The organism is Syntrophotalea acetylenica (assembly GCF_001888165.1).
Classification (GTDB): Bacteria; Desulfobacterota; Desulfuromonadia; order Desulfuromonadales; family Syntrophotaleaceae; genus Syntrophotalea; species Syntrophotalea acetylenica.
The window spans coordinates 916,648-941,790 of sequence record NZ_CP015455.1 but is presented as its reverse complement, the minus strand read 5'-3'; the positions used below and the strand labels follow the sequence as shown (position 1 = coordinate 941,790).

Here is a 25,143-nt window from a genome sequence, read left to right as displayed (position 1 = left end):
GCTCAGCCCCTTGATTGCAATGCCTGAACCGCGCGACAGAAGACTGCCCCACGTTCGGCATAGCTGCGGAACATATCAAAACTTGAACACCCCGGGGATAGCAGCACGGTTCCTCCCGGAGCGGTCAGATCAAAGGCCATCTGCACGGCTTCCTCCAGGGTCGCGGCACGCAGAATCCCGGTCAGTCCGGAAAAAGCCTGCTGCATCCGGTCCGCAGCCTGACCTATAAGGATCAGATGCGCAACCTTGTCACGCATCAATTGCGCCAGGGGCGCGTAATCTCCGCCCTTGTCCTTGCCTCCGGCGATCAGGGTCACAGGGGCTTCCAGTCCGGCAAGACTTTTGACCACGCTGCCGACGTTGGTTCCCTTGGAATCATCGTACCAGGTGACCCCGTCGAGCTCCCGCACCCTGACCATGCGGTGATCGAGGCCGGAAAAACCGCATACGGCCTGCCATGCCAGATCGGCGGGGCAGCCCTCCAGCAGCGGCGCGATGAGGGCGGCCATGGCGTTTTCCACGTTGTGAAGCCCTTTCAGGCGCAGTTGCGAAACGGCAAAGCGCTGCTCGCCACCGTCAAACCGCCAGACGATGTCCTGCCCGTCAAAGCCCATGCCCTGCTGCAACACACGGCTTGAGGAAAAGCAGATCTTGCGGCAGGGCAGCGCTTCAGCGCAACGCATCACCAGCGCATCGTCGGCATTGAGGATCGCCACGTCGGCGGCCGTCATATTTTCAAACAGACGCAGTTTCGCCGCGACATAACTTGCCATGTCGGGATACCGGTCGAGATGATCTTCGGTCAGGTTGAGCAGCAGGCCGTACCGTGGCCTGAAGGTCTCGATGGCTTCCATCTGAAAAGAGGATATTTCCGCCACGATCCAGTCCCAGTCGCTGTCCCGGGTGGCTTCGATAAGCGGTGTGCCGAGGTTGCCGCCGACAAAAGCGCGACGATTCCAGCGCTGCAGGATTTCACCCACCAGACAGGTGGTGGTGGATTTGCCGTTGGTGCCGGTGATGGCGATCATGGGAGCAGCCAGTTCGCGGGCGGCGATCTCGATTTCACCGAGCACCGGCACCCCGGCGGCCATGGCGCCTGCCACAGCGGGCACGTCCAGGGCAATGCCGGGGCTGATCGCCACCAGATCTGCAGCTGCCATCAGCGCCGCGTCGTGACCGCCGCAATCGAACCGCACGCCACGCGCCGCCAATTCTTCGACTCCGCCGATATCTTCCCGGCGGCGGCTTTCGGAAAGGGTGACGTCGGCTCCACGATCAAGAAAAAAGCGCGCCAGCCCCAGGCCCGTACAGCCGGCGCCGACAACGATCACATGTTTTCCCGCATATGCGGACATGGTTACCTCAGCTTCAGGGTGGAAAGCGCCACCAGCGCAAGAATGATGCTGATAATCCAGAATCGCACGATGATTTTCGGCTCGGCCCATCCCTTGAGTTCAAAATGATGATGGATGGGCGCCATGCGGAAAATCCGCCGGCCCAGCAGCTTGAACGAAGAGACCTGCACGATGACGGACAACGCCTCTACCACGAAAATGCCACCGACGATAACCAGTACGATCTCCTGTTTGGTAATGACCGCGATGGTACCGAGGGCGCCACCCAGTGACAGACTGCCGACATCACCCATGAACACCTGGGCCGGATAGGTATTGAACCAGAGAAAACCAAGGCCGGCGCCCACCATGGCGCCGCACAGCACCGCCAGTTCCCCGGCCCCCTGCACGCTGCTGATCTGCAGGTACTCGGAAAGCCGGGCATTGCCCGCCAGATAGGCGAACAGCAGATACGTACCCGATGCAATGATGGTCGGTCCGATGGCCAGGCCGTCGAGACCGTCGGTCAGGTTCACCGCATTGCTGGCACCAACGATGACCAGCACCGCGAAGGGAATGTACAGAAGCCCAAGTTCCGGCCGCAATCCCTTGAAAAAAGGAAACGCGAGGGTGGTCTGGAAAGGTTGGTAAACATACAGTACAAACCCGGCGGTAGCGGCAATCAGCATCAACCAGAACATCTTCTGCCGGGCCGAGAGGCCATCACTGTTGCGCAGCTTGACCTTGCGGTAATCGTCGATAAAACCGACCGCGCCAAACCCCACGGTGACCAGCAGGGTCACCCAGACATAGATATTGCCCAGGTCGGTCCATAGCAGGGTCGGCAGCACGATGGCCAGCAGGATCAGGGTGCCGCCCATGGTTGGCGTGCCTTCTTTTTTGAAATGGGACTGGGGTCCGTCCTTGCGGATACTCTGCCCGATCTGCAGTCTGGATAATTTGTCGATGAGCCAGGGACCCATGATAAACGAAATCATCAACGCCGTGATGGTCGCGTAAATCGCCCTGAAGGTGATATAGCGGAAAATGTACAGCGCCGAAAACTGTTCATGCAGCGGATAAAGCAGATGGTACAGCATCCTTGGGTCTCCTAATGCCCGGCGGACGGGCGTCCGTCCTTGGCGCGCAGGCCATCACATATTTTTTCCATGGTCATGCCGCGCGACCCCTTGACCAGCACCCGGTCCCCCGGGCGCAACAGATCCTGCAGCAGGCTTACAGCCTCCTGATGGTTCTTTACAACCCACACCGATTGCGGCGGCAAACCGCCCTGCCGCGCGCCGGCGGCGGTATCCTCGGCCCTCTGGCCGAGAAGAATCAGCAAATCGGTGCATTTCGATGCCTTCAGGCCGGTCTGGCGGTGCAGACCGGCGGCGGCCTCACCAAGCTCCAGCATATCGCCCAGCACCGCGATGCGGCGACCGCTGCCGGGCAGATCGTCCAGAACCGTCAACGCCGCTTCGACAGCCAGGGGGTTGGCATTGTAATAATCCTCCAGCAAAGTGGCGCCGCTGGCGAGTTCCGTCACTTTCATGCGTCCGCTGCAGGAGCGGAAATTTTCCAGGCCCTGAACGATCTGCGCGCCGTCAACCTTCAGGGCATGCGCCGCCGCCGCGGCGGCCAGGGCGTTGCAGACGTTGTAGCGTCCGGGCACCGACAACCGTACCGGCCAGACCTTTTCGTCCAGCAGCAGATCAAAACGCATGCCGTCGCCATCCGCGGTCAACCCCTCGGCACGCACCTGCGCTTCGGATCCGCAACCAAATATCAGGCGGCGCACGCCGTTGGCGACAGGCAGTTGCAGCACCCGCGGGTCATCCCCGTTGATCACTGCAGTGCCGCCAACCGGCAAAGCGGCAAACAGTTCGCCCTTGGCTCGCGCCACGCCGTCCAGGGTCAGCAGAGTTTCCAGGTGAGCGGGGCCGACGTTGGTGACGATGCCGACATCGGGACGGCTGATCTCGGCCAGGCGGGCGATTTCGCCGCGAGCGCTCATGCCGAGTTCCAATACCGCCCAGCCATGGTCGGCCTCGAGACGCAACAGGGTATGAGGCAATCCAATGAGATTGTTGAAATTGCCTTCGGTCTTGAGTCCGGGGCCGCGCAGGCCGAGAATGCCGGCGAGCATTTCCTTGGTGCTGGTTTTTCCGGAGGAACCGGTGACCGCCACCACCGGCCCGTCGAAATCCTGGCGCACGGCCGCCGCCAGATCACCCAGCGCCCGAAGGGTGTCCGCCACACGAACAACCGGCACGGGCAAGCCCGCGACCACCTCTTCGCTCAAACAGGCGCTGGCACCGCCGCGAACGGCCTGCACCAGATAATCGTGGCCATCGAAGCGGGGGCCGCGCAGAGGTACGAACAGATCCCCGGGACGCAGCGAGCGGCTGTCGGTGGACACGCCGGTAACGATCGCGGCAGCCCGATCGGGGATCAGGGTGCCGCCGGTGATCGAGGCGATTTGTATCAGGTCGAAACGCATTTTCCCTCCACCGATGCCAGAGCCTTGCGCAACTCCTCGCGATCGTCGAAATGCAGGCGCTGCGTGCCGATGATCTGGTAATCCTCATGGCCCTTGCCGGCCACCAGCAGCACATCGCCGGGCTGCAGCACACTGACGGCGAAACCGATGGCTTCGCGGCGGTCGCACAGGGTCAGGTATCCCCGGCCGACAGCCTCCTGGACCTGCTTCAGGGACCAGGGACCGGCATGCACCCGTCGCAACCCCTCTTCAACCTGGGTTATGATGCTCAGCGGCTCTTCGCTGCGGGGGTTGTCCGAGGTCAGGATGGCCAGATCGGCCAATCGGCCCGCCACTTCACCCATGACCGGCCGTTTACCGGCGTCGCGGTCGCCACCGCAACCAAACACGCACAACAACCGCCGCGGACCAAGCTGGCGCAGTGTTGTCAGAACGTTTTCCAGGGCATCACCGGTGTGCGCGTAATCCACCAGCACCAGCGCACCGATCCGATTCGGGACGCTTTCCAGACGACCGGGCACCTGCGGCGCGGCGCCAAGGGCTTCGGCGATCGGCCCGGGCGGCACATTCAGGGCAACGCCCACGCCCGCGGCGCACAACAGATTCTGCACATTATAGTTGCCGATCAACGGCGACCGCAAACGGGCCATGCCGGCAGGAGTACGCATTATGGCGCTGATGCCGTGCAGAGAGATGGACACCTGTTCGGCGCCGACCGCGCACGACGGCGTCAGACCACAACCGACCACCGCCGGCAGCATGCCGGCAAGCCGGGCGCCCCAGGGGTCGTCGAGGTTGACCACCGCCTGCCGCGGGCAACGTTCGCCCAGCCCCGTAAAAAGCCTGAGCTTGGCGCTGAAATAGTTTTCCAGGTCGCCATGGTAATCGAGGTGTTCCGGCGTCAGGTTGGTGAACACGCCAACATCGAAAAACACGCCATCCACCCGCCGCTGCTCGAGGGCGTGGGATGACACCTCCATAACCAGTGCATCGGCACCCATCCGCCGGAACTCGGCGATGGTGGCCATCAGATCCACCGACTCGGGAGTTGTATGGCTGGAAGGCAGCCGCTGATCTTCGAAACGGTAATCAACGGTTCCCATGACGGCCGGACGATAACCCGCCTTTTTTAGCAGCGCTTCGAGCAGATAACTGATCGTGGTCTTGCCGTTGGTGCCGGTGATTCCCACCACCAGCATATGCCTGGTGGGCTCGCCGTAAAAAGCGGCGGAGGCCAGGGCCATGGCCCGGCGGGCATCCCTGACCTGCAGGCCGGTAACCCCGGCAGGCAATGGCTGAGGGTCCTCCATCACCACCGCAATGGCGCCCCGCTCGACGGCCGCCGCGATAAACCGGTGCCCATCGACGCTGGCGCCGCGCAGGGCAAAGAACACCCCGCCCGGAGAAACGCGCCTGGAATCGAAATACAGCCCGCTTATATCCCCGGCAACCGGGCCGGTGATATCGCAGGGATCGATACTCTGACAGAGGATGGAAATATTCATGGAAACGGTGATTTTCCTTTCCTCAGAGGAAAAAGTCAAAGGGATTTTTCAAGCTGGCGGCTCCAGTTTTACCCAGACTTCGTCGCCGTAACGTATGGTCTCTCCGGGGTTCGGAAACTGGTCGACCACACGCCCTGATCCCCTGATCCGGATATTGAGCCCGAGACGATCCATGAACTGCAGAACCTGCCGACAACTCATGCCGAAACATTGGGGCATGACCGGCAGGCCTTTTTCGGAAACCTGCAATGTCTGCACTTCACCGGTGGTGATGGCCTCCCTGGTCTCCATGGTTTCCGGTGGCAGGGGCGGGTCCATTTCCGCCTCGCTGGGCGGCACCCCGAGATAGCGCAGCGCCTGACCGGCAATGCGCGAAAACACCGGGGCAGCCACAAGACCTCCGTACACCTGCGAACGGGGTTCATCGACCATCACCATGATCACCAGGCGGGGATTCTCCACCGGGGCAAATCCGACAAAGGAAGCCACCCGCTTGTCCGCCGAGTATCCTCCGGTTACCGGATCGACTTTTTGCGCCGTGCCGGTTTTCCCCGCGACCCGATAGCCGGGAACCGACGCCAGCGTGCCGGTACCGCCGTCGCGTGTGACCAGTTCCATCAGGCCGCGGATCCTCCCCGCAACCTGCTCGGAGACGACTCGCCGCAACACCCGGGGTTCGTTGCGTTGCACGACTTCGCCGTGATCGTTCACGATCTGCCGGACCAGGCCGGAGTGCATCAACAATCCGCCGTTGGCGATGGCGGCAGTGGCGCGGGCCAGCTGCAGCGCCGTCACGGTCATGCCCTGGCCGAAGGAGACGGCCGCCAGGTCGCCTTCAAACCAGAGTTCCGGCTTGCGTAACTGACCGGTAGCCTCACCGGGAAAATCGATGCCGGTCCTGTCTCCGAACCCGAACTTCCGCAGATAGTCGAAATAGCGTCGACGTTCCAGAATCTTGCCGATTTTGGCGGAGCCGATATTGGAACTGAGCCGCAGCACATCGGCAACGCTCAAAATATCGTGAGGGTGATGATCGTGAATCGTCATCCCCCCACCCGGTAAGCGCCATTCTCGCAGTTGATCAGTTGCTCCGGCCGCACCAGGTTTTCGTTCAGAGCCGCCGCAACCAGGAACACCTTGAGGGTCGAACCCGGTTCGAATTCATCACAGACGGCCCGGTTTCGACGGCTGGATGCGGGAAACCGGCCAAAGGCATTGGGATTGTAGGTCGGCTGATTGGCCATGGCGAGGATATCCCCGCTGGCCGGATCGACAATGACGACGCAGCCGGCCCGCGCCTTGTTCTCCTGCAGGGCTTTGGCCAGCTCCTTTTCCGCCAGGTACTGAAGATTGCGATCAACGGTGAGATAGAGGCTGTTGCCGTCACTGCCCCCTGGATCACCTTGTCGCTCGCGCCCATCCCTTTGCGGCGCCCGTCCTTGGCAGCGACCAGAAATCCTTCCTGGCCCTGCAGCTGACTGTCATAAAAACGTTCCAGCCCCTCCAGACCACGCGGATCCAGCCCGGTAAACCCGAGCAACTGGGCGGCCAGATGCCCGTTGGGATAAAAGCGCTGATGTTCCTTGGTAAAAGCGATGCCAGGCAGCTTCAGACCACGAATCCGCGCGCTCTGCTCCGGCTGCATCTTGCGCTTCAGCCAGACGAAACTGCGGTTGGATGTCAGTTTTTTACGCAACGTCCCCGAGCTCTGCCCGAGCAGCCGGGACAGGGCTCGCACAGTGCCGTCGACATCCTCGATGCGCAACGGTTCGGCAAAAACCGAATCGATGCTGATGCTGCGGGCCAGTTCCGCGCCGTTGCGATCGAAAATGCCTCCCCGTTTTGGCGTCAGCGGAACAATCCGCTTGTACTGCTTTCGGGCACGCGCGGCAGTTGCATCCGCATCGATGACCTGCAGCCAGAAACCGCGCCCCACAATCGCCAGAAAAAAGAGCGTAAAACCCACTCCCATCAGGACAATGCGGATTTTGCAACTTTTCTCCGGCGTCAGTTTCATCGGACAATAATCACCTGGCGGGGTTCCGGATAATGGAGATTCAGCCTGGTGGTGGCAACGCGTTCGAGATGGGCGGGGTTTTTAAGTGTCGCGACTTCCAGTCGCAGGCAGTTCTCTTCGCGCTGCAGATCGAGCAACTGGCTTTCATAACTGGAAATGGCATATCCCAGCTCAATGAACTGGCTGCAGGACCAGATATAGAAAACGCCGGCTGCGACCAGAGCTATCAGAAAAACCATGAATTGCCCGACCGAAAAACGCCGCTTGAAAAGACTGCCGATGACAATTCCGGGCAGCACGCGCTGGGTGGAAAACGACATAACAAACCTCCCGTCATACCAGGGCCGCATAGCGGCAACATTGGATCCTAAAGCCGGCGAATCGCTCTGAGTACGGCACTTCGTGCGCGCGGATTGGTTGCAACCTCGAGATCGGTGGCCCGCAACCCTTTACGGGTCAGCAACACCGCCTCGGGCTTGCGGCCGCAGACACAGACCGGCAACCCCGGCGGGCATGTGCATGTCTGCACAGCCGCGCGAAAAAACTGCTTGACGATGCGATCTTCCAAAGAATGAAAACTGATCACCACCAGCCTGCCACCCGGCCTGAGTACAGCCATGGCACGCCGCAACCCGTCCCGCAGACTGTCCAGTTCGGCATTCACGTAAATGCGCAGAGCCTGAAACACCCGCGTGGCCGGATGAATACGCGCCGGAACCCGCCCCCCCGGCACCGCGTCGCGCACCAGTTCGGCCAGCTCCCGGGTGGTGAGCAGCGGCGCCTCGGCGCGCACCTTTTCGATGCGCCGGGCAATGCGGCGCGCATGGCGTTCTTCCCCGTAATCACGGAATATCCGCGCCAGTTCCTCCGGCGGCAGAAAATTGACCGCATCGGCGGCGGTCGTTCCGCCGGAAGTGTCCATGCGCATGTCGAGAGGGGCATCCGTCTGAAAGGAAAATCCGCGTCTTGCCGTATCGAGCTGGAAGGAGGAGACGCCGAGATCGAGCAGAATGCCATCCACGACATCGACGCCGAGTTCCTCCAGAACGCGGTCGATGTCGGCAAAATTTCCGTGACGCAACAGCACCCGGTCGCCAAAGGTCGCCAATCCGCGACCGGCCGCGGCGAGGGCTTCCCGGTCCCGGTCCAGGCCGATGAGGCGGCCGTCGGGCGCCGTGGCTTCAAGGATCAGGCGGGCATGCCCGCCGCCACCGACGGTGCCATCGACAAACACCTCTCCAGGCCGGGGCGCAAGACATTCCAGCGCTTCTTTGGGCATGACCGAACTATGTTGGAAATCCTCAGAAGCCATGGCCTAAAACCCGAGATGTTTGAGTGTCTGCGATTCGTTTTTGAGCAGTTCCTCGGCCTGTTTGCGCATTTCAGCGTGTTTGGCACGGTTCCAGATCATGATCTTGTCGATGGAGCCGACCACCACGATTTCCCGGATTTCCGATTCAAGACCGGCATAACAGCGTTGTGCCTTGGTCAGCTGGATGCGGCCCTGCTTGTCGAAGGAGCATTCCACCGCCGGCGAGATCAACGCCAGGTTGATGGCATCCTTCAAATCACTGGCAGGCAGCGCCTCCACCTTTTCCAGGACCTTTTCCCACTCCTGCAGGGGATAGGCGGCCAGCCCGCCATCTCTCTGGGTAACCATGAGACGGTCATCGCCATAGGTGGCGCCGAGCGTTTCCCGGAACCTTGCCGGAATGCTCGCCCTCCCCTTGCCATCGATGGCGTTATTGAATTCACCCTTGAACAGCATGGCACGTCCCAGGCCCGGTTTGACACAATTTAACACTTTGTGGCCAACTATAACGAGCACTCCCCACCTTGTCAAGGCGTTTATTCTAATTTTTTAAGGGTTTAGAGCATCGCCGAAACAAAAAAAATCCCCTTGCCGGGGATTTTTTTTGTTGCTTCCAAAAGACGCTCGTAGACGGGCTATTGCGGAGGCATCTGCAGCTCGATTTCTTCGATACGGTGATCCAGAACCTGGCGCGCGGTCAACCGGATCTCCCCCACCTGGCAACTGTCTCCCGGATGGGGGATGGTGCCCAACTCACCGAGCATGAAGCCGGCCAGAGTCGACGCGTGTTCTTCGGACAGGCCGAGATCGAAGCGCTGATTGACGGCTCGCAGCGGGATACTGCCATCGAGCAGGTAACGACCGGATCCCAGTTCGCAGATCAGGTCTTCATCGATATCGTATTCGTCCCGGATTTCGCCGACGATTTCCTCGACCACGTCTTCCAGGGTCACGATGCCTTCCATGCCGCCGTACTCATCCACCACCACCGCCATGTGCACCTGACGGCGCTGAAACGCTTGCAGCAGGGTGTTGATCCGCTTCGCCTCGGGCACGAAAAAAGGTTTGCGCGCCAGTTTTTCCAGGGAAAATTCGTCGGCCCGGTGCACATAGCGCAGGATATCCTTGGAATGAATGATGCCGATGATATTGTCCAGGGACCCCTGGTAAATCGGGAACCGGGAATGGCTGGACTGCTGCACGGCGCTCAAGACCTCGGTAAAGGAATCGGAAACCTCCAGGGCCACGACTTCGGTGCGCGGAATCATCACATCCCGCACGCTGATCTGGGAAAGATCGAAAATCCCGTCCAGCATGCGCCGTTTGTCTTCGCCGACCACGCCGCTCTGCTCGCCAACGCTTATCAGGGTCCGGATTTCATCCTCGGAAATAACGGGTTTCGGCTCGCTTTTGACAAACAGGGTCAACAGTCGGGAAAGGCCCGTTACCAGCCATACCACCGGACGCAACACCAGCATCACAAGCATGATGGGGCGCAGCACCAGAAAAGAAACCCGTTCAGGATGACGGGCCGCGAAGGTCTTGGGGCAGACCTCGGACACGATAAGAAGAACCGGCGTCAAAATAAGGATGGTCATCAGCTCGCCACGGTCGCCGAACAACTGCACGAAAAAAGTGGTTGCAAATACCGAAGCAGCGATGTTGACCAGGTTGTTGCCAACCAGGATGGCCCCCAGCAGATCGTCGGGGCGGCTGAGTATCCTTTCAAGCTGGTGCGCGCCACGCTGCTGCTTGTGCACAAGATACTTGACCCGCAGCGAGTCGAGGGACAGCAGAGCCGTTTCCGATCCGGAAAAAAAAGCCGAAAACAGCAGCAGCAGCAGTAAACCGGACACATAGAAAATATAGTCTTGCATCAGCACCTTCCGGCATCATGAATTTTCGCCCATAAATAACGGGCAGGAGTTTACCCCAGAAGCGCGGGGATTACAATCGCGCGGGATCGTGCATGTTTGAAATATGGCCTGCCCTGTGCTATAAGGCGCTCAGCACGCCATCACGACCGTCCCGGACCCTCTGCGAGGTATTCATGAACAAGGCCGAAGCCAAAAGCCGCCACCGGCAGCTGTGCGCCGAGCTGCACCGCCACAACCTGCTTTATTATACCCACGACCGTCCGGAAATATCGGATGCCGAATACGACCAGCTTTTCCGGGAACTCCAGGAACTGGAACAGGCCCATCCCGAACTGGTGACGCCCGCCTCGCCCACCCTGCGGGTAGGCGCGGCGCCGCTGGTACAGTTCGAGCCGGTGCGCCACGCGTTGCCGATGCTGTCCCTTGAAAACGCCCTCAACGAGGCGGAATTGCGGGATTTTGACGCCCGCGTAAAACGCTTCCTGGGCCGCGAACAAACCGTGCGCTACGTCTGCGAACTGAAGATCGATGGCGTAGCGGTGGAGCTGGTCTATCGTGACCGCGTCCTTGCCGTCGGCTCTACCCGTGGCGACGGCGCCACCGGCGAGGGTATCACCGAAAATCTGCGCACCATCCCTTCCATCCCCCTGGTTTTGAGCGGCGACGCCCCCACGCTACTGGAAGTTCGGGGCGAAGTGTATATCGATCTGGGCGATTTCCAGACCTTCAATCAGGAACGGCAGGAAGAAGGCCTGCAGGTGTTCGCCAATCCTCGCAACGCGGCTGCCGGCAGCTTGCGCCAGCTCGACTCGTCGGTAACCGCCAGGCGGCCCCTGAAAATTTTCTGCTACGGCATCGGCCAGTTCTCCGGTGCGTTGCCGACCAGTCACCACGAACTGCTGCAGCAACTTCACCAGTGGGGACTGCGCGTGAATCTGGACCACACCCGGACCTTCGAGGGGATCGAGCCGGTCGTGGACTATTTCCGGCAACTGCAGGACATGCGCGACCGGCTGCCTTACGAAATCGACGGCCTGGTGGTAAAAGTCGACGAACTGGCCCTGCAGCGCGAACTGGGAGAAAAAACCCGTTCCCCGCGCTGGGCCATCGCCTGCAAATTCCCGCCGCGTCAGGCCGTTACCATAGTCGAGGATATCATCCTGCAGGTCGGACGCACCGGCGCCATCACCCCCGTGGCCCAGCTCAGGCCGGTGGAAGTCAGCGGCGTCACCGTGTCGCGCGCCAGCCTGCACAACTGGGACGAAATCGCCCGACTGGATGTCAAAATCGGCGACACGGTGATCGTGGAACGTGCCGGAGATGTCATACCGGATATTGTCAGGGTGTTGATGGAGCACCGCAACGGCAGTGAGCGCAGCGTGCCTCTGCCGCAATACTGCCCGGTCTGCGGCGGACCGGTGGCAAAACTTGAGGGCGAAGTGGTCCCTCGCTGCCAGGAATTGTCCTGTCCGGCACGCCTGCGCGAATCGATCAAGCACTTCGTCTCCCGCCGTGCCATGGACATTGACGGCCTCGGCGAACGCACCATCGAGCAACTGCTCAGGCTGGAGCTCATCGACAGCGTGGCGGACCTCTACCGGCTTACCCGGGAAGACCTGCTGCGCTGCGAAAGACTGGCCGACAAATCGGCGGACAAACTCCTGAAAGCCATTATAGCCAGCAAATCCCGCCCGCTCGGGCGCTTCCTCTTCGCCCTGGGAATCCGCCACGTGGGGGAGCACCTCGCCAGCCTGCTGGCCCGCCATTTCGGCTCACTGGAAGAAGTGTGCCGCGCAACACGCGAGGAGCTGCTTGCCATTCACGAAATCGGCCCCCAGGTGGCCGACAGCGTCATCGACTTTTTCGCCAAGACGCGCAACCGTGAAATCCTCTCCGCCCTGCAGAAGGCCGGCGTGGCGCCACAAGTTGAAACCCGGCGCGGCAACGGCCCGCTGACCGGCAGGATCTTCGTTTTCACCGGCAGCCTGACCCGCCTCAACCGCAAACAGGCGCAGCAAACCGTCGAACGCCTTGGCGGACGCGCCAGCGGCTCCGTCAGCGGCAAAACCGATTGGGTAATCGCCGGAGAAGCGGCCGGCAGCAAACTGGCCAAGGCGCGTGAACTGGGGATTCGCATTCTCAGCGAAGAGGAGTTCCTGCAGATGATGAGCGAAATGGAAAAAGCATGAAAGTGATGCGGGTAACGGTAAAAATCCAGGGCCGGGTGCAGGCAGTGGGGTTCCGCCATTTTACCCTCAAGACCGCCCTGCGGCTGGGACTCACCGGCTGGGTGCGCAACCTCCCCGACGGCGGCGTCGAGGCGGTGGCCGAAGGCACACGGGAACAGCTGGATGAATGGCTGGCGGTCCTGCAAGAAGGGCCACCGGCCAGCCGGGTTGAGGGCATGAGCATCCATCGGCAGCCCGCCGACGGTTCTTTCGACCGCTTCGAGGTGCGCTTCTGAATCGCGACCTTGTCCCTACGCGTTTTCGTCATCCGGCAGGGTAAGGCTTTCCCTGTAAACCTCGCTGCCGGAAAGCCCGAACTGCCGGGCGACCTCCTTGACGATCTGACGCATGGGCAGATCGGTGTCCCTGCGCCATCGCAGCAGCGCTTCCGCCACCGTTTCCTTCGGCACCTGTGCGGAAGCGGGGCCGACCATCAACACAATTTCGCCGCGCACGCGGTCCCGTCCGAAGTATTCCACGGCCTGCCCGGCGGTTCCCCGGAACACCTCCTCGTGCAGTTTGGTCAACTCACGAACCACGGCAACTTCCCGGTCGTCACCCAGAGCTTCGGCCAGATCCTGCAAGGCCGCCCGCAGCCGATGGGGAGCCTCGTAAAATATCAGGGTACGCTTTTCCTCCCGCAAGGCATGCAGCAATTTGCGCCGCGCCACCGTCCTGGGTGGCAGAAAACCTTCGAAGGCGAACCGTTCCGTAGGCAGGCCGGACACCGACAACCCCGCGATCACCGCCGAAGCTCCGGGCACAGCTGTCACCGGAAGGTCATGATCGCGACAGGCCCGGACCAGCAGAAAGCCCGGATCGGAAATGGCCGGCGTGCCGGCATCGGTTATCAGCGCCACCGACTTGCCCTGTCGCAGCAGGTCGAGAATTTTCTCCCCCTTGAGGCTCTCGTTATGGGCGAAATAAGACGTCAGGGGCGTTGAAATGCCGTAATGATTGAACAGCTTGCGACTGTGGCGCGTATCTTCGGCCGCCACCAGATCGACCTCCCTGAGCACCCGCAGAGCCCGAAAGGTCATATCCTCCAGGTTGCCGATGGGAGTCGCCACCAGATACAGGGTTCCGGGAGTTGCCGTCTCACCCTTCACCGACAACTCCTTCAAGCTGATGCAAATCATCGAGCCACAATGCGGCACTGGCATCACTCGGCATGCGCCAGTCGCCCCGCGGTGACAGCACTACGCTGCCGACCTTGGGCCCGTCCGGCAGACAGGAGCGCTTGAACTGCTGGGAAAAAAACCGCCGATAAAAAGTTTTCAGCCAGTGCAGCAGTTGCGGGTCGCTGAAATCCCCGCCAAAAGCCTGTTTGGCAAGAAAAAAGATTTTTGAGGGCCGGTTCTGCAAGCGCACGGCGTGGTAAAGGAAAAAGTCGTGCAGCAGGTAGGGTCCGATCTTGTCTTCGGTGCGCTGTTTGATCTCGCCATTTTCATGGGGCGGCAGCAGTTCGGGCGAAACCGGAGTATCGCAGACATCGTGCAGAATCGCCGCAATCGCACCGCTGAATTCGGCATCGGCGCACCAGCTCACCAGATAACGCACCAGGGTTTTCGGCACACCGGTATTCACGGCGTACATGGACATGTGATCGCCGTTGTAGGTGCACCATCCCAGTGCCAGTTCCGACAGATCGCCGGTACCGATGAGCAGCCCGTTGACCTGGTTCGCGATATTCATCAGGATCTGGGTCCGTTCGCGAGCCTGGGAGTTTTCATAGGTAATATCATGCACGGACTCGTCATGCCCGATATCGGCAAAATGCTGGCGCACCGCGGCATCGATGGGAATGACCCGCAAACTGGTGCCGAGCATCTCCGCCAGGCGCTCGGCGTTGCTCCGCGTGCGCTGCGTGGTACCGAAGCCGGGCATGGTAACGGTTTCGATACCGGAACGGCTGAAACCGAGCTTGTCGAACGCCTTGACCGTAACCAGCAGCGCCAAAGTTGAATCGAGTCCGCCGGAAATGCCAATAACCGCACGGGTGGCACCGGTATGCAACAGCCGCTTGGCCAGGCCGGTGGTCTGGATGGCGAAGATTTCATGGCAGCGATGGGCCCGTTCCTCCACGGCCTGCGGCACAAAAGGCGTCGCCACCACGGGGCGCAGCAGTTGCTCGCAGGTCAGGTCGGCAAGGGAAAATTCGATCACCCGGAAGGACGCTTCGGAGCGGGAGGAGCCGTAACTGTTGTTTTTGAAACGCTCGTTGACCAGCCTTTCGATATCGAGATCAGCCACGATTATCTGACTATCGAACCGAAACCGCTCGGTCTCCGCCAGGATGGCGCCGTTTTCCGCGATCAGCGAATGACCCGAAAAGACCAGATCCGTACTGGATTCCCCCGGCCCCGAGGAAGCGTACACATAGGCGGCCAGGCAGCGCGCCGACTGCGCCTGCACCAGGGCGCGACGATACTCCATCTTGCCGAGAAGTTCCGGACTGGCGGAAAGATTCAGCAATAGGGTTGCCCCGGCAACGGCCAGGCGGCCACTGGGCGGGTTGGCGACCCAGGCATCCTCGCAGATTTCGATGCCGATCAGACAATCGGGCATGCTTCCCGCGCGAAACAGCAGATCATCGCCGAACGGGATGCGTTGACCTTCCCACTCCAGGTGCGTCGCCTCCAGGTCGGACGCCGAAGAAAACCAGCGTTCTTCGTAAAACTCCTGGGTGTTGGGCAAAAACCGTTTTGGCACCACCCCCCGGATTTCCCCGTCGGACAGAAAAACCGCACAGTTGTAAAGCCTGCCCCGAAAAGCGATGGGCGCCCCAACGACCAGGGTCACCCGGTGTTCCGAGGTAAAAGCTGCCAATTCAAGCAGGGCGCTGCGTGCCTTTTCGACCAGCAACGGTTGAAAAAACAGATCCCCGCAGGTATAGGCGGTCACACACAATTCGGGAAAAACGAAAAAACGGCAATCTGGAGTTTCCGCCACCAGATTGCGAATCTGTTCGCAATTGTAAGCCACATCGGCAACCCTGCAGGCCGGCGTACAGACTCCCACCCTCACATATCCATGCGACGCCATGCGAATATCCATAACAGTTCATCCTTCCGCGCGAGTTACGAGGGATTTTGCTGCCGGCATTGTAACCGGCGGGCGAGGCAAAAGCAATGCATGGACCTCGCCGGGATCATCTACCAGCCGTCCGCGTCGAAAGCAGCGGCAATATGCTGAATCCGCGCCGATTCGCCATCGCCAAGCACCGCCACGACATCGAACCGGGCCTGCAGTTTTTCGAGTCGCTGTTCGTTCACGTACCACTGGGCGGCACGCAGAATCTGTCGCTGTTTTGCCATGCCGACAGCCTCCTGCGGATAACCGCGGGAAAGCCCGCGCCGGGTCTTTACTTCCACAAACACGAGGGTGCGCCGACAGCGGGCAACGATATCGATTTCACCGACCGGGGTGCGGACATTGCGTCCCAGTATTTTCATCCCCTGCCGGATAAGATACGACGACGCCACATCTTCCCCCCAGCGTCCAAGGCTCAGATGACGGCAGGTCATAGATACTCCCTGACCCCGCGAAACGTTTTCCGGTGCAGGGCGCAAGGCCCCGACCGGGCGATGGCTTCCCGATGCGCGGCGCTGCCGTAGCCCTTGTGCCCGGCAAAACCGTAGGCCGGATACCTGGCGTCGTAGGTAACCATCAAACGGTCGCGCACCACCTTCGCCAACACCGAAGCCGCCGCGATGGACAACGACCTGCTGTCTCCCTGCTTGAGCGTTTTCTGCGGCAAAGACACCGGCAGCGGAGTAATACCGTCCACCAGCAGATAATCGGGAGGTTGGGAAAGGCGGCCGACGGCACGTCGCATGGCGAGCAGGGTGGCCTGCAGAATGTTCAGGGTATCGATTTCTTCGGCATGCGCCAGGCCAATACCGTAATCCAGGGCCTGCTCGCGGATTCGGGGAAACAGCCGCTGCCGCAGCGTCGCGGAAATTTTTTTTGAATCGTCGAGTCCGGGCAGATCGAACTCGGCGGGCAGGATAACGGCGGCGGCCACCACCGGACCGGCCAGAGGACCGCGGCCGGCTTCATCGATGCCGGCAATCCGGCCAAATCCCTGACCGCGCAACTGCCGTTCGAAATGCAAAGGAGATATTTCTTCGGCGGGAAAAAGCTCGAGCATAAGCAATCCTGATCCAAAGATGCGGCGGCCGGCCCCAAGCGTACCCGGCAGGTTAACCGCGGCGCAAAGATCAGAAACAAAAGCCCCGGCATGCATCCGGGGCTTTTGTCGGCGAAACGGCTGATTACATGCGGCGCTTCTCGCGAATGCGTGCAGCCTTGCCCTGCAGTTTGCGCAGATAGTACAGTTTGGCGCGGCGCACCCGACCCACCATCACCAGTTCGATCTTTTCCACGGTCGGCGAATGCAGCGGAAAGACGCGCTCGACGCCCATGCCATCGGAGATTTTACGCACGGTGAACGTCGAACCCAGACCTTTATTGTGACGCTTGATGCAGACACCCTGAAACACCTGGATACGCTGTTTGTCGCCTTCCACGATTTTCACGTGAACCTTGAGAGTATCCCCGGCTTTGAAGGGGGGGATATTCTTCTTCATCTGTTCCATTTCCAAGCAATCGATAATATTCATTTTCATCCTCCTCTAGAGCGAGTCTTGGCATTTTTTGATTGATACTTCAGGCCGGCCTCACCAGCAGTCGATCCAGCATGATCGCCGCTGCGGCGCGCACCGGCAGATGATTATATCCGCCTCGTCCGCGGATCGGCTCCAGCACCGTCCATCCGCGTTGAAAAAGTTCCGGAGCAAGCCCCCAGCCGGTACCAAAAACCAGCAGCAGAGGATTTTTCTCGATCACCGCGGCGCACTCGGCGAAAGAAATGCCGTCCGCACGAGCAGCACCGGTCAAAACCGGCAGGGCATCAGGCCCCGCTTCGGCCCGCCAATCGGCGAGTGCTTCGTCGAGGGAGGCGACAATCCGGATCAAGGACAGCGCGGCTCCGCGATGGGCATTGTAGGACGCACCATGACCGTCAAGCCAATGTGACAGGATGCGCTTCACCAGTACCTGCTGCTCGACCACCGGCGTCACCACATAGAAGCGGGCGACCCCGTAGGTCCGCGCGGTGCGGGCGATATCATGCAGATCGAGGTTGGTAACCGCGGTGCTGACCACATCGCCGCGACGGTCGACCACCGGATGATGCACCAGGGCAACGGCAACGGGACGCTTCACGAGGCGCAATCCTCGCCTGTCTGACGCTGCACCTCGCGCAGCACCAGACGGTCCTCGTCGCTGAGGCACGCCGTTTCAAGCAACTCGGGACGCCGCAGCCAGGTGCGCAGAATCTGCTGCCGCCGGCGCCACGCGGCAATGGCGGCATGATTGCCCGACAACAGAACGTCGGGGACGCTCATGCCTTCAAAATCCGCGGGCCGGGTATATTGGGGATACTCCAGCAAGCCGTCGCTGTAGGAATCGCCGTCAGCGCTGTCGCGATTGCCAAGCACCCCGGGCACCAGCCTGGCAACGGCATCGATCATGGCCATGGCCGCCAGCTCACCGCCCGTCAGTACAAAATCGCCAAGAGAGAATTCTTCGTCGACCATGGTACGGATCCGCTCGTCGAATCCCTCGTAGCGACCGCAGAGAAAGATCAGGCCCTCCTGCTGCGCCAGTCGCCGGGCGTGCGCCTGGCGAAACGGCTGCCCCTGGGGTGTCATCAGCAGGACTTTGGATCCGGGTTGCCGACAGCGCAGCTCCCGCAGGGCTCTTGCCACAGGTTCGGGCTTGAGAACCATGCCATCGCCGCCACCGTAAGGCACATCGTCGGTGACCTTGTGCTTGCCTTGCGCCCAGTCGCGCAGATGATGCGCTGTTATCTGCACGAGGCCCTTGTCCACCGCCTTGCCAACAATACTGTCGGCAAAAGGCGAATCGAACATGCCGGGGAAAAGGGTCAGAACGTCAAAGACCATCATTCTTCCTCAACCAGCCCCTCGGGCAGGTCGAACAGGACATACCGCTTTTCGAGATCAACCTCGACCAGGAATGCCGCCACGGCGGGCACCAGAACCTCGCCGTAGGCCCCGCGAATTACATAGATCTCATGCGCGGGCGTAGTAAAAATGTCGTCCAGGCGACCGATGTCTCCCAACCGGCGATCCCGCGCCGCCAGACCTTTGAGCTGGAACCAGTAATATTCACCGGCGGGCGCCGCAGGCACATCTTCCGAATGAACCGCGACCTCGCAACCGACAAGATGCTGCACGGCATCAATACTGTCAAGACCCGACAACGACACCAGCAGCTGCCCCTTGTGCCAGTCGGACTTGCGCCGCACGCACTCCAGCACCCTCTGATCATCCCGCAGGAAAACCAGTTGACGGATTCTGGAAAGCAGGCTCGCATCCCTGGCGCAACCGCGTACCTTGAGATCACCCCGCAACCCATGGGTACCGACAACGACCCCAAGGATAAGTAAAGCGCCTGGTTGCAGAACCATCACTCCATAATGTGCAGGGAAGCCCGTTTGGCTTCGCGAGTCGCCTTGGCATTTAGCAAAGTGCGCATCGCCTTGGCGGTGCGCCCCTGCTTGCCGATGATGCGCCCCATGTCTTCGGGAGCTGCCGCGAGCTTCAGGAGGACGCTGCCGTCCTCCCCCACCTCTTCGGAAACGGAAACCGCATCAGGATTTTCTACCAGGGATTTAGCGATGAATTCGATCAGCTCCTTCATAGTCATCGGTCCTTTGGAGAAAAGCGGCCCGTCAGGTCACCTGCCTGGAATCAGACTGCTCAGGCCTGCTTGAACTTGGCCCAAACACCCTGGCTGCGCAGCAGACGGCGAACCGTATCGGTCGGTTGGGCGCCTTTGTTCAGCCATTCAAGAGTCCGGTCTTCCTGCAGGTTGACCATCGACGGATTCTGCCGGGGATCATATTGTCCAAGTTTTTCAATAAAACGACCGTCGCGCGGGAAACGCTCATCCGCTACCACTACCTGGTAGAAAGGTTTTTTCTTGGCGCCACCGCGAGCCAGTCTGATTTTTACCGCCATGTGTTATTCCTCCTGGGTGTTTCAAAAACGTTTGTACGAATGTTGTTGAAGTATATCAGCTTCCTGAAGTTCCTTTGCCACTAAAAAGCGGGCCATGCGCGGCCCGCGCGACGTCGGCCAAACGGCGCGTCTGAGCACGGACCGGCGGAACCGGCCGGCCCGAAATTTTCTACATGGGCAAACCGCCCCTGCCCATCATGCCTTTCATGCCTTTCATGCCTTTGGGCCCGAGTTTTTGCAGCTTTTTCATCATCTTCTGCGCCTCGGTAAATCGCTTGACCAGCAGATTGACATCCTGCACCGTGGTACCGCTGCCCCGGGCGATGCGCAAACGGCGCGAACCGTTGAGGATGCGCTGATCGCGGCGTTCGGCGGCGGTCATGGAGTTGATGATGGCTTCGATTTTTTTCAGCTCCCTGTCCGGAAGCTGCATGTCCCCCACCTGTTTCATGGCCTTGCCGGCCCCGGGGATCAGTTTGAGCAGCGATTCCATCGAGCCCATCTTCTTGATGGTCTTGAGCTGGTCGCGGAAGGTCTCAAGGGTAAAACCCTCCTTGCGCAGCTTCTGCTCCATGGCCTGCGCTTCATCTTTGTCAACCGCAGCCTGGGCCTTTTCGATCAGCGACAGAACATCCCCCATGCCAAGGATGCGCTGAGCCATGCGATCGCCATGAAAAGTCTCCAGAGCATCGAGCTTTTCACCAAGGCCCACGAGCTTGATGGGCTTGCCGGTCACGGCGCGGATCGACAAGGCGGCGCCACCACGGGCATCGCCGTCGAGTTTGGTCAGGATCACGCCCGTAATGTCGAGCTGCTGATCGAAACTCTCCGCGACATTGACGGCATCCTGACCGGTCATGGCATCGGCCACCAGCAGAATCTCCCGCGGCTGCAGCGCCTGCTTGATACGCTGCAACTCGGCCATCAGCTCCTGGTCGACATGCAGCCTTCCGGCCGTGTCGAGGATCAGGGTATCGTAACCGTTCAGCTCGGCAAACTGCCTGGCGTCAGTACAAAGTTTAACCGGATCGACATCCGCGCGGGAATCGAAAACCGCAATATCAAGCTGCTTGCCGAGGGTCTTGAGCTGATCGATGGCCGCGGGCCGATAAATATCGGCGGGCACGAGCAGTGGGTTGCGTTTTTCGCGACGCAACTTCAGCGCCAGCTTGGCACAGGAGGTCGTCTTTCCAGCACCCTGCAAACCGCAGAGCATGACCGGCACCGGCGGACGGGCGGCAAGGTCGAGGTGATTGTCCTGTCCCTCGCCCATCAGGCGGCCGAGTTCATCACGCACAATCTTGATCACCTGCTGCGCCGGGTTGAGACTTTTGAGAACTTCCTGCCCTACGGCGCGCTCGCGCACATTGGCGACAAAATCCTTGACCACGCGAAAATTGACGTCCGCTTCGAGCAGCACCAGGCGGACTTCCCGCAGGCTCTGCTGAATATTGTCTTCCGTCAGCCGCCCCTGACCACGCAGCTTCTTGAAGACCGAATCGAGTTTGTCCGTCAAGTTGTCAAACATGTTCAAATGCCTGTCCGCACAATAGAATCAAGCCTAGCGTAAATGCGAACTATAGGAGAGCCCCCCTGCTTTGTCAAGGGAAAAGACTTGCTGCCGCGTGCCGCGAAAACAGGCCGCGGAGCTGCGGCGGGATTGACAGCTACACCGCCTGAAGCTAGACTGATGGACCCCTCCGGAAACGGTTTGCCGCGATCGCGCCAACGGCGCCACAACCGCTCCGGCCCGCACTCTCGAACCGAAAGTATCGCCATGAGTTCTTCCCGAAACCGCATCGACGGTATCCAGCGCGTCCTGCAGCAATGGCTTGCAGGCCGCGGCATGGACGAAAAATTCGGCCGTTACCGCGTCTGGCAATTATGGGAAGAGGCTGTCGGACCACAGATTGCGGCCCGCGCCCGGCCGATACGCCTGCGCGGCACGACCCTCGAGGTGCGCGTCGACCACCCGATCTGGATGCAGCAGTTGCAGCTGCTGAAACCACGTATCCTGTCCCGACTCAATGCACAACTGGGCGACCACCGGATCGATGATCTGTACCTGCGGCACGGACGGCCCAATGAAGTCGCGGCCGACGTGCAGCCCGATCCCCTGCCGCCCCAGTGGCAGGATCAGCCGCTGACCGAAGAGGAACGCCGGCAGATCGAACATAAGGTAGCCACTGTCGCCGACCCCGAACTGCGCCGGCACCTGCGGCACCTGATGGAGATGCAGTGCCGTCTTGACAAGGCTCGTGGCGAGCGGCAGGACAAACCTTCCAGATAGCGGCTCATCCTTCACCATACATGGCCATCACTTCCGCCGAATACCCGGATCCCTCGTAAATGAACAGCGGGGGCAGCACCGCCAGCCCCGCCGCGCCATCGCGCCGCCCCTCCACCAGCACCAGACGCGCCGCTTCACCGGCGCGGGAGTGCACACAGCGCAAACGCTTGGGTTCCAGTCCCACACAACGCATTTCCCCCAGCAGGTCGACCAGGCGTTCGGCCAGATGCACCAAAAAAAACCGGCCGCCGCTTCCAAGCAGGTAGGCCCCCGCGGCCAGAAAATCCGCCAGTGCGCCATCCAGCTCGTGGCGCGCCCGCGCCCGCTCGTCCCGAGGCGCGATCCGCCCGCTGCAAGGCCGTCGGTAGGGGGGGTTGGCCAGCACCACGTCGAAGGATCCGGCACGCATCCGCGCCTGCACCTGGCGCACGTCCTGGTGCAGTACTTCGACACGGTCCTGCAGCCGATTTAACAGTACACTGCGTGCCGCGCGCTCTGCCAGTTGCTGCTGAATTTCCAGTCCGACGATCTGTGCCGCCGGGCTGGTGCGCGCCAGTATCAGGGGAATCACGCCGCTGCCGCTGCCGAGGTCGCAAACCGATGCCGCCGGCCGGATATGCGCAAAGGCGCACAACAGCACCGGATCAAGGGAGAACCGGTAGCCGTCTTTCTTCTGGATGATGCGCAGGCCGCCCAGCCGCAGATCATCCAGCGTTTCACCGGGCCGCAACAACGGATCAGCTGCCATAGGAATGCAATCCGGGCAGAAACAGATTGACGCCAAGGTAGCAGAACAAGGTTGCGGCGAAGCCGCCGACCGCCAGCCAGGCCGTGGCTCGCCCGCTCCATCCGCGGGTTAACCGGGCATGCAGAAAGGCGGCATAGACCAGCCATACAATCAGGCTCCAGGTCTCCTTCGGATCCCAGCTCCAGTAGCGGCCCCAGGCATAGTTGGCCCAGGCCGCCCCGGTAACGATGCCAACGGTCCAGATCGGAAAGCCGACCGCCACGCACCGGTAGTTCATATCGTCCAGGACATCGATTGCAGGGAACAGGCGCAGCATCCCCGACCAGATGCCGATGCGGCCCCCGCCTTGTGTCCGGGCCCTGATCAGATACATCAGCGATACACAGAAAGACATGGCAAAGGCGCCGTAGGCCAGAAAACAGCTGATCACATGGTAGGTCAGCCAGCGGCTGCGCAGTGCCGGCATCAGCGGTTCGATGGCTTCGCGTCCCGACAACTGGGCCCAGCCCATGCAGGCCAGAGCCAGCGGAAGCGCAAACACACCGAGAATGCGCCGGCGCACGCGCAGGTCGGCCATCAAATACGCCAGCACGATGGTCCAGCCGAAAAACACCACCGACTCGTAAAAATTGGCAAACGGCGCATGCCCCACATCTCCCGGCAAGCGATAGGACTCATACCAGCGTAGCCCGATGCCCGCCGCATGCACGACAAATCCGGACCAGGTCGCCGCGAGGCCGGCGCGCCCCAGAGCTTCGCGGCGGGTTCCGGCATGGGCAACCAGCAGCCAGAAACCCAGAAAATAAGCGCTGGTGGCGAAGCTCAACAGATAAAAACTGGTCATGATCGCTCCGGTGAGGAACCGCTTTGCAGCTCCCGGCAAAGGGCGTCAAAACGTCGGGCAAAGGATTCGGTATGGCGATGGGACTGGGCCGAGAAAACCACCAGAGTGCCATTCTGGTCCTGGCGCAGCTGCAGCCACCAGCGCTGATGAGAGAAATAAAAGGCGGCCAGGGTTCCGGCCACCAGCAGCAGGCAGCCCACCCAGACAAGCATCACCCCGGGATCCCGATTGACCTGCAGGCCGGTATACCAGCGTTGCGCGACAGACAGAATCCGAAAATCATAGGGCACGTCGCCATCTCCGGCGCGCAGGTGCTCGGACTGGAAGGCCATGGCGCGGCCATGTCCGCCGTCGGGATAATGCAATTCCAGTCCGGCGGCAGGTCCCTGCCCGTCAAAATCGGTGACATAGCCTGCTATCGTCACGGACGTGCCGTCGGGCAGGCCGACTTTCTGCCCGGAGGGCACTTCTATTTCGAAACGTCCGCCCCCGGCCCGCGGCGACACCGACAAATGAAGCAAATAACCGTCCAGACCGTAACCGGATTGGTAGAAATTCAGGCCACGATAGCGCAGCGGGTGGTTGACACGCACCGGCACCTGCGTCAGGCCGGGGACTGCGCGGCCATTTTCGAGGATGGTCAGAAGGCTGCGATATTCCCGGGGCCGGTCGGAATTTTCATAGCGTTCGATGGCAAAACGGTCGCATCGCACCCCAAACCCCAGCGGCCGCGACTGGCGGCCATCGTCCAGATAAAACCGGTCCGCAATCTGTCCTTCGGCGATGGTCACATAGCCACGAAATCCCCCCAGGCTACCCATCATGCCGCCCAGCAGGATGACCAGAATCGCGCCATGGGTGATGTAGGCGCCAAACCGCGACCAGCCCTGCTTCTGGGCAAACAGCCAGACGACGCCGCGCACCTCGCCGTGCCGGACCTTTCCGAAGCGTTGCGTGAAAATATTACTGAACTCGGGAAGGAGCGCCTCGGGAGCACGTGCATCCCTCCAGCGGCAATGACAGGGGCGGCCCTGCAGCCAGCGTTCGCCGGGGGCGGGATCGGGATGCAGAACCTGCCGCCAGACGCCCGGCAGGCGATGCAGGGAGCAGGCCGCCAGATTCAGGGCGAACAGCCCGAGCAGGCCCAGAAACCACCAGGCATGGTACATGTCGCTGAGTTGCAGAATACCGATGATGTGGGCGCCAAGAGGGCCCAGACGCCGTTCGTATTCGGACAGAGGCAGGCCCTGCGGCAGGATGGTCCCGATCACGGAACTTCCCGCCAGCAGAAACAGGGAAATGAGGGTCAGCTTCAGGGAGCGCAGGCCGCGGGTCAGGGAGGCCCGCATCCGTGCAAAGTATTCGGAGTTCATAAACGCTCCCGTCAGCGGAATCCAGCACCCGGGCCGTTGCGACCCGGGCCGGGCGGGGGG

General features: G+C 61.0%; 27 protein-coding genes and 1 pseudogene. 3 read left to right on the top strand and 25 right to left on the bottom strand.

Annotation, left to right across the window (positions count from 1 at the left end; all coding sequences use genetic code 11):
* Positions 1 to 2: 2 nt before the first annotated feature.
* The 11 genes and pseudogenes from murD to A6070_RS04255 form a co-directional block, all read right to left on the bottom strand.
* Positions 3 to 1,355, bottom strand: a complete 1,353-nt coding sequence (murD, locus tag A6070_RS04295; RefSeq protein ID WP_072287211.1) for a UDP-N-acetylmuramoyl-L-alanine--D-glutamate ligase — start codon at positions 1,353 to 1,355, stop codon at positions 3 to 5.
* 2 nt (positions 1,356 to 1,357) lie between these two features.
* The gene (gene mraY / locus A6070_RS04290) at positions 1,358 to 2,434 is read right to left on the bottom strand and encodes a phospho-N-acetylmuramoyl-pentapeptide-transferase (protein ID WP_072287210.1); all 1,077 of its coding nucleotides are present in this window, start codon (positions 2,432 to 2,434) and stop codon (positions 1,358 to 1,360) included.
* Positions 2,435 to 2,445: 11 nt separating this feature from the next.
* On the bottom strand, positions 2,446 to 3,837 hold the full coding sequence (locus A6070_RS04285; RefSeq protein WP_072287209.1) for a UDP-N-acetylmuramoyl-tripeptide--D-alanyl-D-alanine ligase: 1,392 nt from the start codon (positions 3,835 to 3,837) through the stop codon (positions 2,446 to 2,448).
* A complete protein-coding gene (locus tag A6070_RS04280) occupies positions 3,822 to 5,342 on the bottom strand; it encodes a UDP-N-acetylmuramoyl-L-alanyl-D-glutamate--2,6-diaminopimelate ligase (RefSeq protein WP_072287208.1) in 1,521 nt (506 codons plus the stop codon). The genes A6070_RS04285 and A6070_RS04280 overlap by 16 nt, the downstream gene beginning before the upstream one ends.
* Before the next feature lie 48 nt (positions 5,343 to 5,390).
* Complete coding sequence (locus A6070_RS16305) at positions 5,391 to 6,389, bottom strand: penicillin-binding protein (RefSeq protein ID WP_269085284.1); 999 nt, start codon at positions 6,387 to 6,389, stop codon at positions 5,391 to 5,393.
* A complete protein-coding gene (locus A6070_RS16300) occupies positions 6,386 to 6,586 on the bottom strand; it encodes a penicillin-binding transpeptidase domain-containing protein (RefSeq protein WP_269085283.1) in 201 nt (66 codons plus the stop codon). Before A6070_RS16300 ends, A6070_RS16305 begins: the two co-directional genes overlap by 4 nt.
* 251 nt (positions 6,587 to 6,837) lie before the next feature.
* Positions 6,838 to 7,314: pseudogene (locus tag A6070_RS16295) on the bottom strand (penicillin-binding protein); the annotation flags it as partial.
* Between the two features lie 41 nt (positions 7,315 to 7,355).
* On the bottom strand, positions 7,356 to 7,679 hold the full coding sequence (ftsL, locus tag A6070_RS04270; RefSeq protein WP_072287206.1) for a cell division protein FtsL: 324 nt from the start codon (positions 7,677 to 7,679) through the stop codon (positions 7,356 to 7,358).
* A 47-nt stretch (positions 7,680 to 7,726) separates the two neighbouring features.
* A complete protein-coding gene (gene rsmH / locus A6070_RS04265; RefSeq protein ID WP_072287205.1) occupies positions 7,727 to 8,671 on the bottom strand; it encodes a 16S rRNA (cytosine(1402)-N(4))-methyltransferase RsmH in 945 nt (314 codons plus the stop codon).
* A gap of 3 nt (positions 8,672 to 8,674) precedes the next feature.
* Entirely contained in the window at positions 8,675 to 9,127 is a 453-nt protein-coding gene (locus tag A6070_RS04260; RefSeq protein WP_083558719.1) for a division/cell wall cluster transcriptional repressor MraZ, read from the bottom strand.
* Positions 9,128 to 9,306: 179 nt separating this feature from the next.
* The gene (locus A6070_RS04255; RefSeq protein WP_072287204.1) at positions 9,307 to 10,548 is read right to left on the bottom strand and encodes an HlyC/CorC family transporter; all 1,242 of its coding nucleotides are present in this window, start codon (positions 10,546 to 10,548) and stop codon (positions 9,307 to 9,309) included.
* A 173-nt stretch (positions 10,549 to 10,721) separates the two neighbouring features.
* Here A6070_RS04255 and ligA point away from each other — a divergent pair, with 173 nt between their 5' ends.
* Positions 10,722 to 12,737: an NAD-dependent DNA ligase LigA gene (ligA, locus tag A6070_RS04250; protein WP_072288128.1), complete on the top strand. Its 2,016-nt coding sequence runs from the start codon at positions 10,722 to 10,724 to the stop codon at positions 12,735 to 12,737.
* The gene (locus A6070_RS04245; RefSeq protein ID WP_072287203.1) at positions 12,734 to 13,012 is read left to right on the top strand and encodes an acylphosphatase; all 279 of its coding nucleotides are present in this window, start codon (positions 12,734 to 12,736) and stop codon (positions 13,010 to 13,012) included. The genes ligA and A6070_RS04245 overlap by 4 nt, the downstream gene beginning before the upstream one ends.
* Positions 13,013 to 13,027: 15 nt before the next feature.
* Here A6070_RS04245 and rsmI read toward each other — a convergent pair whose 3' ends face one another.
* The 11 genes from rsmI to ffh all read right to left on the bottom strand — a co-directional run bounded on the left by rsmI (position 13,028) and on the right by ffh (position 21,356).
* Positions 13,028 to 13,885: a 16S rRNA (cytidine(1402)-2'-O)-methyltransferase gene (rsmI, locus tag A6070_RS04240; RefSeq protein WP_268807483.1), complete on the bottom strand. Its 858-nt coding sequence runs from the start codon at positions 13,883 to 13,885 to the stop codon at positions 13,028 to 13,030.
* Complete coding sequence (locus A6070_RS04235) at positions 13,875 to 15,833, bottom strand: NAD(+) synthase (RefSeq protein WP_072287201.1); 1,959 nt, start codon at positions 15,831 to 15,833, stop codon at positions 13,875 to 13,877. The genes rsmI and A6070_RS04235 overlap by 11 nt, the downstream gene beginning before the upstream one ends.
* A 98-nt stretch (positions 15,834 to 15,931) precedes the next feature.
* On the bottom strand, positions 15,932 to 16,303 hold the full coding sequence (locus A6070_RS04230; RefSeq protein ID WP_072287200.1) for a YraN family protein: 372 nt from the start codon (positions 16,301 to 16,303) through the stop codon (positions 15,932 to 15,934).
* Positions 16,300 to 16,929, bottom strand: a complete 630-nt coding sequence (locus tag A6070_RS04225) for a ribonuclease HII (RefSeq protein ID WP_072287199.1) — start codon at positions 16,927 to 16,929, stop codon at positions 16,300 to 16,302. The genes A6070_RS04230 and A6070_RS04225 overlap by 4 nt, the downstream gene beginning before the upstream one ends.
* Before the next feature lie 124 nt (positions 16,930 to 17,053).
* Positions 17,054 to 17,401 (bottom strand): 50S ribosomal protein L19, encoded by a 348-nt coding sequence (gene rplS / locus A6070_RS04220; protein WP_072287198.1) that lies wholly within the window; start codon positions 17,399 to 17,401, stop codon positions 17,054 to 17,056.
* 46 nt (positions 17,402 to 17,447) lie between these two features.
* Entirely contained in the window at positions 17,448 to 18,005 is a 558-nt protein-coding gene (locus tag A6070_RS04215; protein ID WP_072287197.1) for an RNA methyltransferase, read from the bottom strand.
* Positions 18,002 to 18,748 (bottom strand): tRNA (guanosine(37)-N1)-methyltransferase TrmD, encoded by a 747-nt coding sequence (trmD, locus tag A6070_RS04210; protein ID WP_072287196.1) that lies wholly within the window; start codon positions 18,746 to 18,748, stop codon positions 18,002 to 18,004. Before trmD ends, A6070_RS04215 begins: the two co-directional genes overlap by 4 nt.
* The gene (gene rimM, locus A6070_RS04205) at positions 18,748 to 19,275 is read right to left on the bottom strand and encodes a ribosome maturation factor RimM (protein WP_072287195.1); all 528 of its coding nucleotides are present in this window, start codon (positions 19,273 to 19,275) and stop codon (positions 18,748 to 18,750) included. The genes trmD and rimM overlap by 1 nt, the downstream gene beginning before the upstream one ends.
* Entirely contained in the window at positions 19,275 to 19,508 is a 234-nt protein-coding gene (locus tag A6070_RS04200) for a KH domain-containing protein (protein WP_072287194.1), read from the bottom strand. Before A6070_RS04200 ends, rimM begins: the two co-directional genes overlap by 1 nt.
* 59 nt (positions 19,509 to 19,567) lie before the next feature.
* Positions 19,568 to 19,828 (bottom strand): 30S ribosomal protein S16, encoded by a 261-nt coding sequence (gene rpsP / locus A6070_RS04195; protein ID WP_072287193.1) that lies wholly within the window; start codon positions 19,826 to 19,828, stop codon positions 19,568 to 19,570.
* A 169-nt stretch (positions 19,829 to 19,997) separates the two neighbouring features.
* Positions 19,998 to 21,356: a signal recognition particle protein gene (gene ffh / locus A6070_RS04190; RefSeq protein WP_072287192.1), complete on the bottom strand. Its 1,359-nt coding sequence runs from the start codon at positions 21,354 to 21,356 to the stop codon at positions 19,998 to 20,000.
* Positions 21,357 to 21,605: 249 nt separating this feature from the next.
* Between ffh and A6070_RS04185 the strand changes: the two genes are divergently transcribed.
* The gene (locus tag A6070_RS04185) at positions 21,606 to 22,118 is read left to right on the top strand and encodes a DciA family protein (RefSeq protein ID WP_158514020.1); all 513 of its coding nucleotides are present in this window, start codon (positions 21,606 to 21,608) and stop codon (positions 22,116 to 22,118) included.
* 4 nt (positions 22,119 to 22,122) lie between these two features.
* Here A6070_RS04185 and A6070_RS04180 read toward each other — a convergent pair whose 3' ends face one another.
* Genes A6070_RS04180 through A6070_RS04170 form a run of 3 tightly spaced genes read right to left on the bottom strand, consistent with a single transcriptional unit; the run spans position 22,123 to position 25,083 of the window.
* Positions 22,123 to 22,866, bottom strand: coding sequence for a tRNA1(Val) (adenine(37)-N6)-methyltransferase (locus A6070_RS04180; RefSeq protein ID WP_072287190.1), 744 nt, complete (start codon positions 22,864 to 22,866; stop codon positions 22,123 to 22,125).
* A complete protein-coding gene (gene ccsB / locus A6070_RS04175; RefSeq protein ID WP_072287189.1) occupies positions 22,856 to 23,710 on the bottom strand; it encodes a c-type cytochrome biogenesis protein CcsB in 855 nt (284 codons plus the stop codon). Before ccsB ends, A6070_RS04180 begins: the two co-directional genes overlap by 11 nt.
* Entirely contained in the window at positions 23,707 to 25,083 is a 1,377-nt protein-coding gene (locus A6070_RS04170; RefSeq protein WP_072287188.1) for a cytochrome c biogenesis protein ResB, read from the bottom strand. The genes ccsB and A6070_RS04170 overlap by 4 nt, the downstream gene beginning before the upstream one ends.
* Positions 25,084 to 25,143 lie beyond the last annotated feature (60 nt).

Excerpts from the sequence above, each read along its gene's own strand:
- ccsB (WP_072287189.1), bottom strand. The coding sequence starts at position 23,710 with ATGACCAGTTTTTATCTGTTGAGCTTCGCCACCAGCGCTTATTTTCTG.
- rpsP (WP_072287193.1), bottom strand. The coding sequence starts at position 19,828 with ATGGCGGTAAAAATCAGACTGGCTCGCGGTGGCGCCAAGAAAAAACCT.
- A6070_RS04285 (WP_072287209.1), bottom strand. The coding sequence starts at position 3,837 with ATGCGTTTCGACCTGATACAAATCGCCTCGATCACCGGCGGCACCCTG.
- A6070_RS04235 (WP_072287201.1), bottom strand. The coding sequence starts at position 15,833 with ATGGATATTCGCATGGCGTCGCATGGATATGTGAGGGTGGGAGTCTGT.
- rimM (WP_072287195.1), bottom strand. The coding sequence starts at position 19,275 with ATGGTTCTGCAACCAGGCGCTTTACTTATCCTTGGGGTCGTTGTCGGT.
- A6070_RS04225 (WP_072287199.1), bottom strand. The coding sequence starts at position 16,929 with ATGCTCGAGCTTTTTCCCGCCGAAGAAATATCTCCTTTGCATTTCGAA.
- ffh (WP_072287192.1), bottom strand. The coding sequence starts at position 21,356 with ATGTTTGACAACTTGACGGACAAACTCGATTCGGTCTTCAAGAAGCTG.
- rplS (WP_072287198.1), bottom strand. The coding sequence starts at position 17,401 with ATGAATATTATCGATTGCTTGGAAATGGAACAGATGAAGAAGAATATC.
- A6070_RS04260 (WP_083558719.1), bottom strand. The coding sequence starts at position 9,127 with ATGCTGTTCAAGGGTGAATTCAATAACGCCATCGATGGCAAGGGGAGG.
- A6070_RS16305 (WP_269085284.1), bottom strand. The coding sequence starts at position 6,389 with ATGACGATTCACGATCATCACCCTCACGATATTTTGAGCGTTGCCGAT.
- A6070_RS04170 (WP_072287188.1), bottom strand. The coding sequence starts at position 25,083 with ATGAACTCCGAATACTTTGCACGGATGCGGGCCTCCCTGACCCGCGGC.
- murD (WP_072287211.1), bottom strand. The coding sequence starts at position 1,355 with ATGTCCGCATATGCGGGAAAACATGTGATCGTTGTCGGCGCCGGCTGT.
- trmD (WP_072287196.1), bottom strand. The coding sequence starts at position 18,748 with ATGGTCTTTGACGTTCTGACCCTTTTCCCCGGCATGTTCGATTCGCCT.
- ligA (WP_072288128.1), top strand. The coding sequence starts at position 10,722 with ATGAACAAGGCCGAAGCCAAAAGCCGCCACCGGCAGCTGTGCGCCGAG.
- A6070_RS04200 (WP_072287194.1), bottom strand. The coding sequence starts at position 19,508 with ATGAAGGAGCTGATCGAATTCATCGCTAAATCCCTGGTAGAAAATCCT.
- A6070_RS04255 (WP_072287204.1), bottom strand. The coding sequence starts at position 10,548 with ATGCAAGACTATATTTTCTATGTGTCCGGTTTACTGCTGCTGCTGCTG.
- mraY (WP_072287210.1), bottom strand. The coding sequence starts at position 2,434 with ATGCTGTACCATCTGCTTTATCCGCTGCATGAACAGTTTTCGGCGCTG.
- A6070_RS04280 (WP_072287208.1), bottom strand. The coding sequence starts at position 5,342 with ATGAATATTTCCATCCTCTGTCAGAGTATCGATCCCTGCGATATCACC.
- A6070_RS16300 (WP_269085283.1), bottom strand. The coding sequence starts at position 6,586 with ATGGCCAATCAGCCGACCTACAATCCCAATGCCTTTGGCCGGTTTCCC.
- ftsL (WP_072287206.1), bottom strand. The coding sequence starts at position 7,679 with ATGTCGTTTTCCACCCAGCGCGTGCTGCCCGGAATTGTCATCGGCAGT.
- A6070_RS04230 (WP_072287200.1), bottom strand. The coding sequence starts at position 16,303 with ATGACCTGCCGTCATCTGAGCCTTGGACGCTGGGGGGAAGATGTGGCG.
- A6070_RS04180 (WP_072287190.1), bottom strand. The coding sequence starts at position 22,866 with ATGGCAGCTGATCCGTTGTTGCGGCCCGGTGAAACGCTGGATGATCTG.
- A6070_RS04245 (WP_072287203.1), top strand. The coding sequence starts at position 12,734 with ATGAAAGTGATGCGGGTAACGGTAAAAATCCAGGGCCGGGTGCAGGCA.
- rsmH (WP_072287205.1), bottom strand. The coding sequence starts at position 8,671 with ATGGCTTCTGAGGATTTCCAACATAGTTCGGTCATGCCCAAAGAAGCG.
- A6070_RS04185 (WP_158514020.1), top strand. The coding sequence starts at position 21,606 with ATGAGTTCTTCCCGAAACCGCATCGACGGTATCCAGCGCGTCCTGCAG.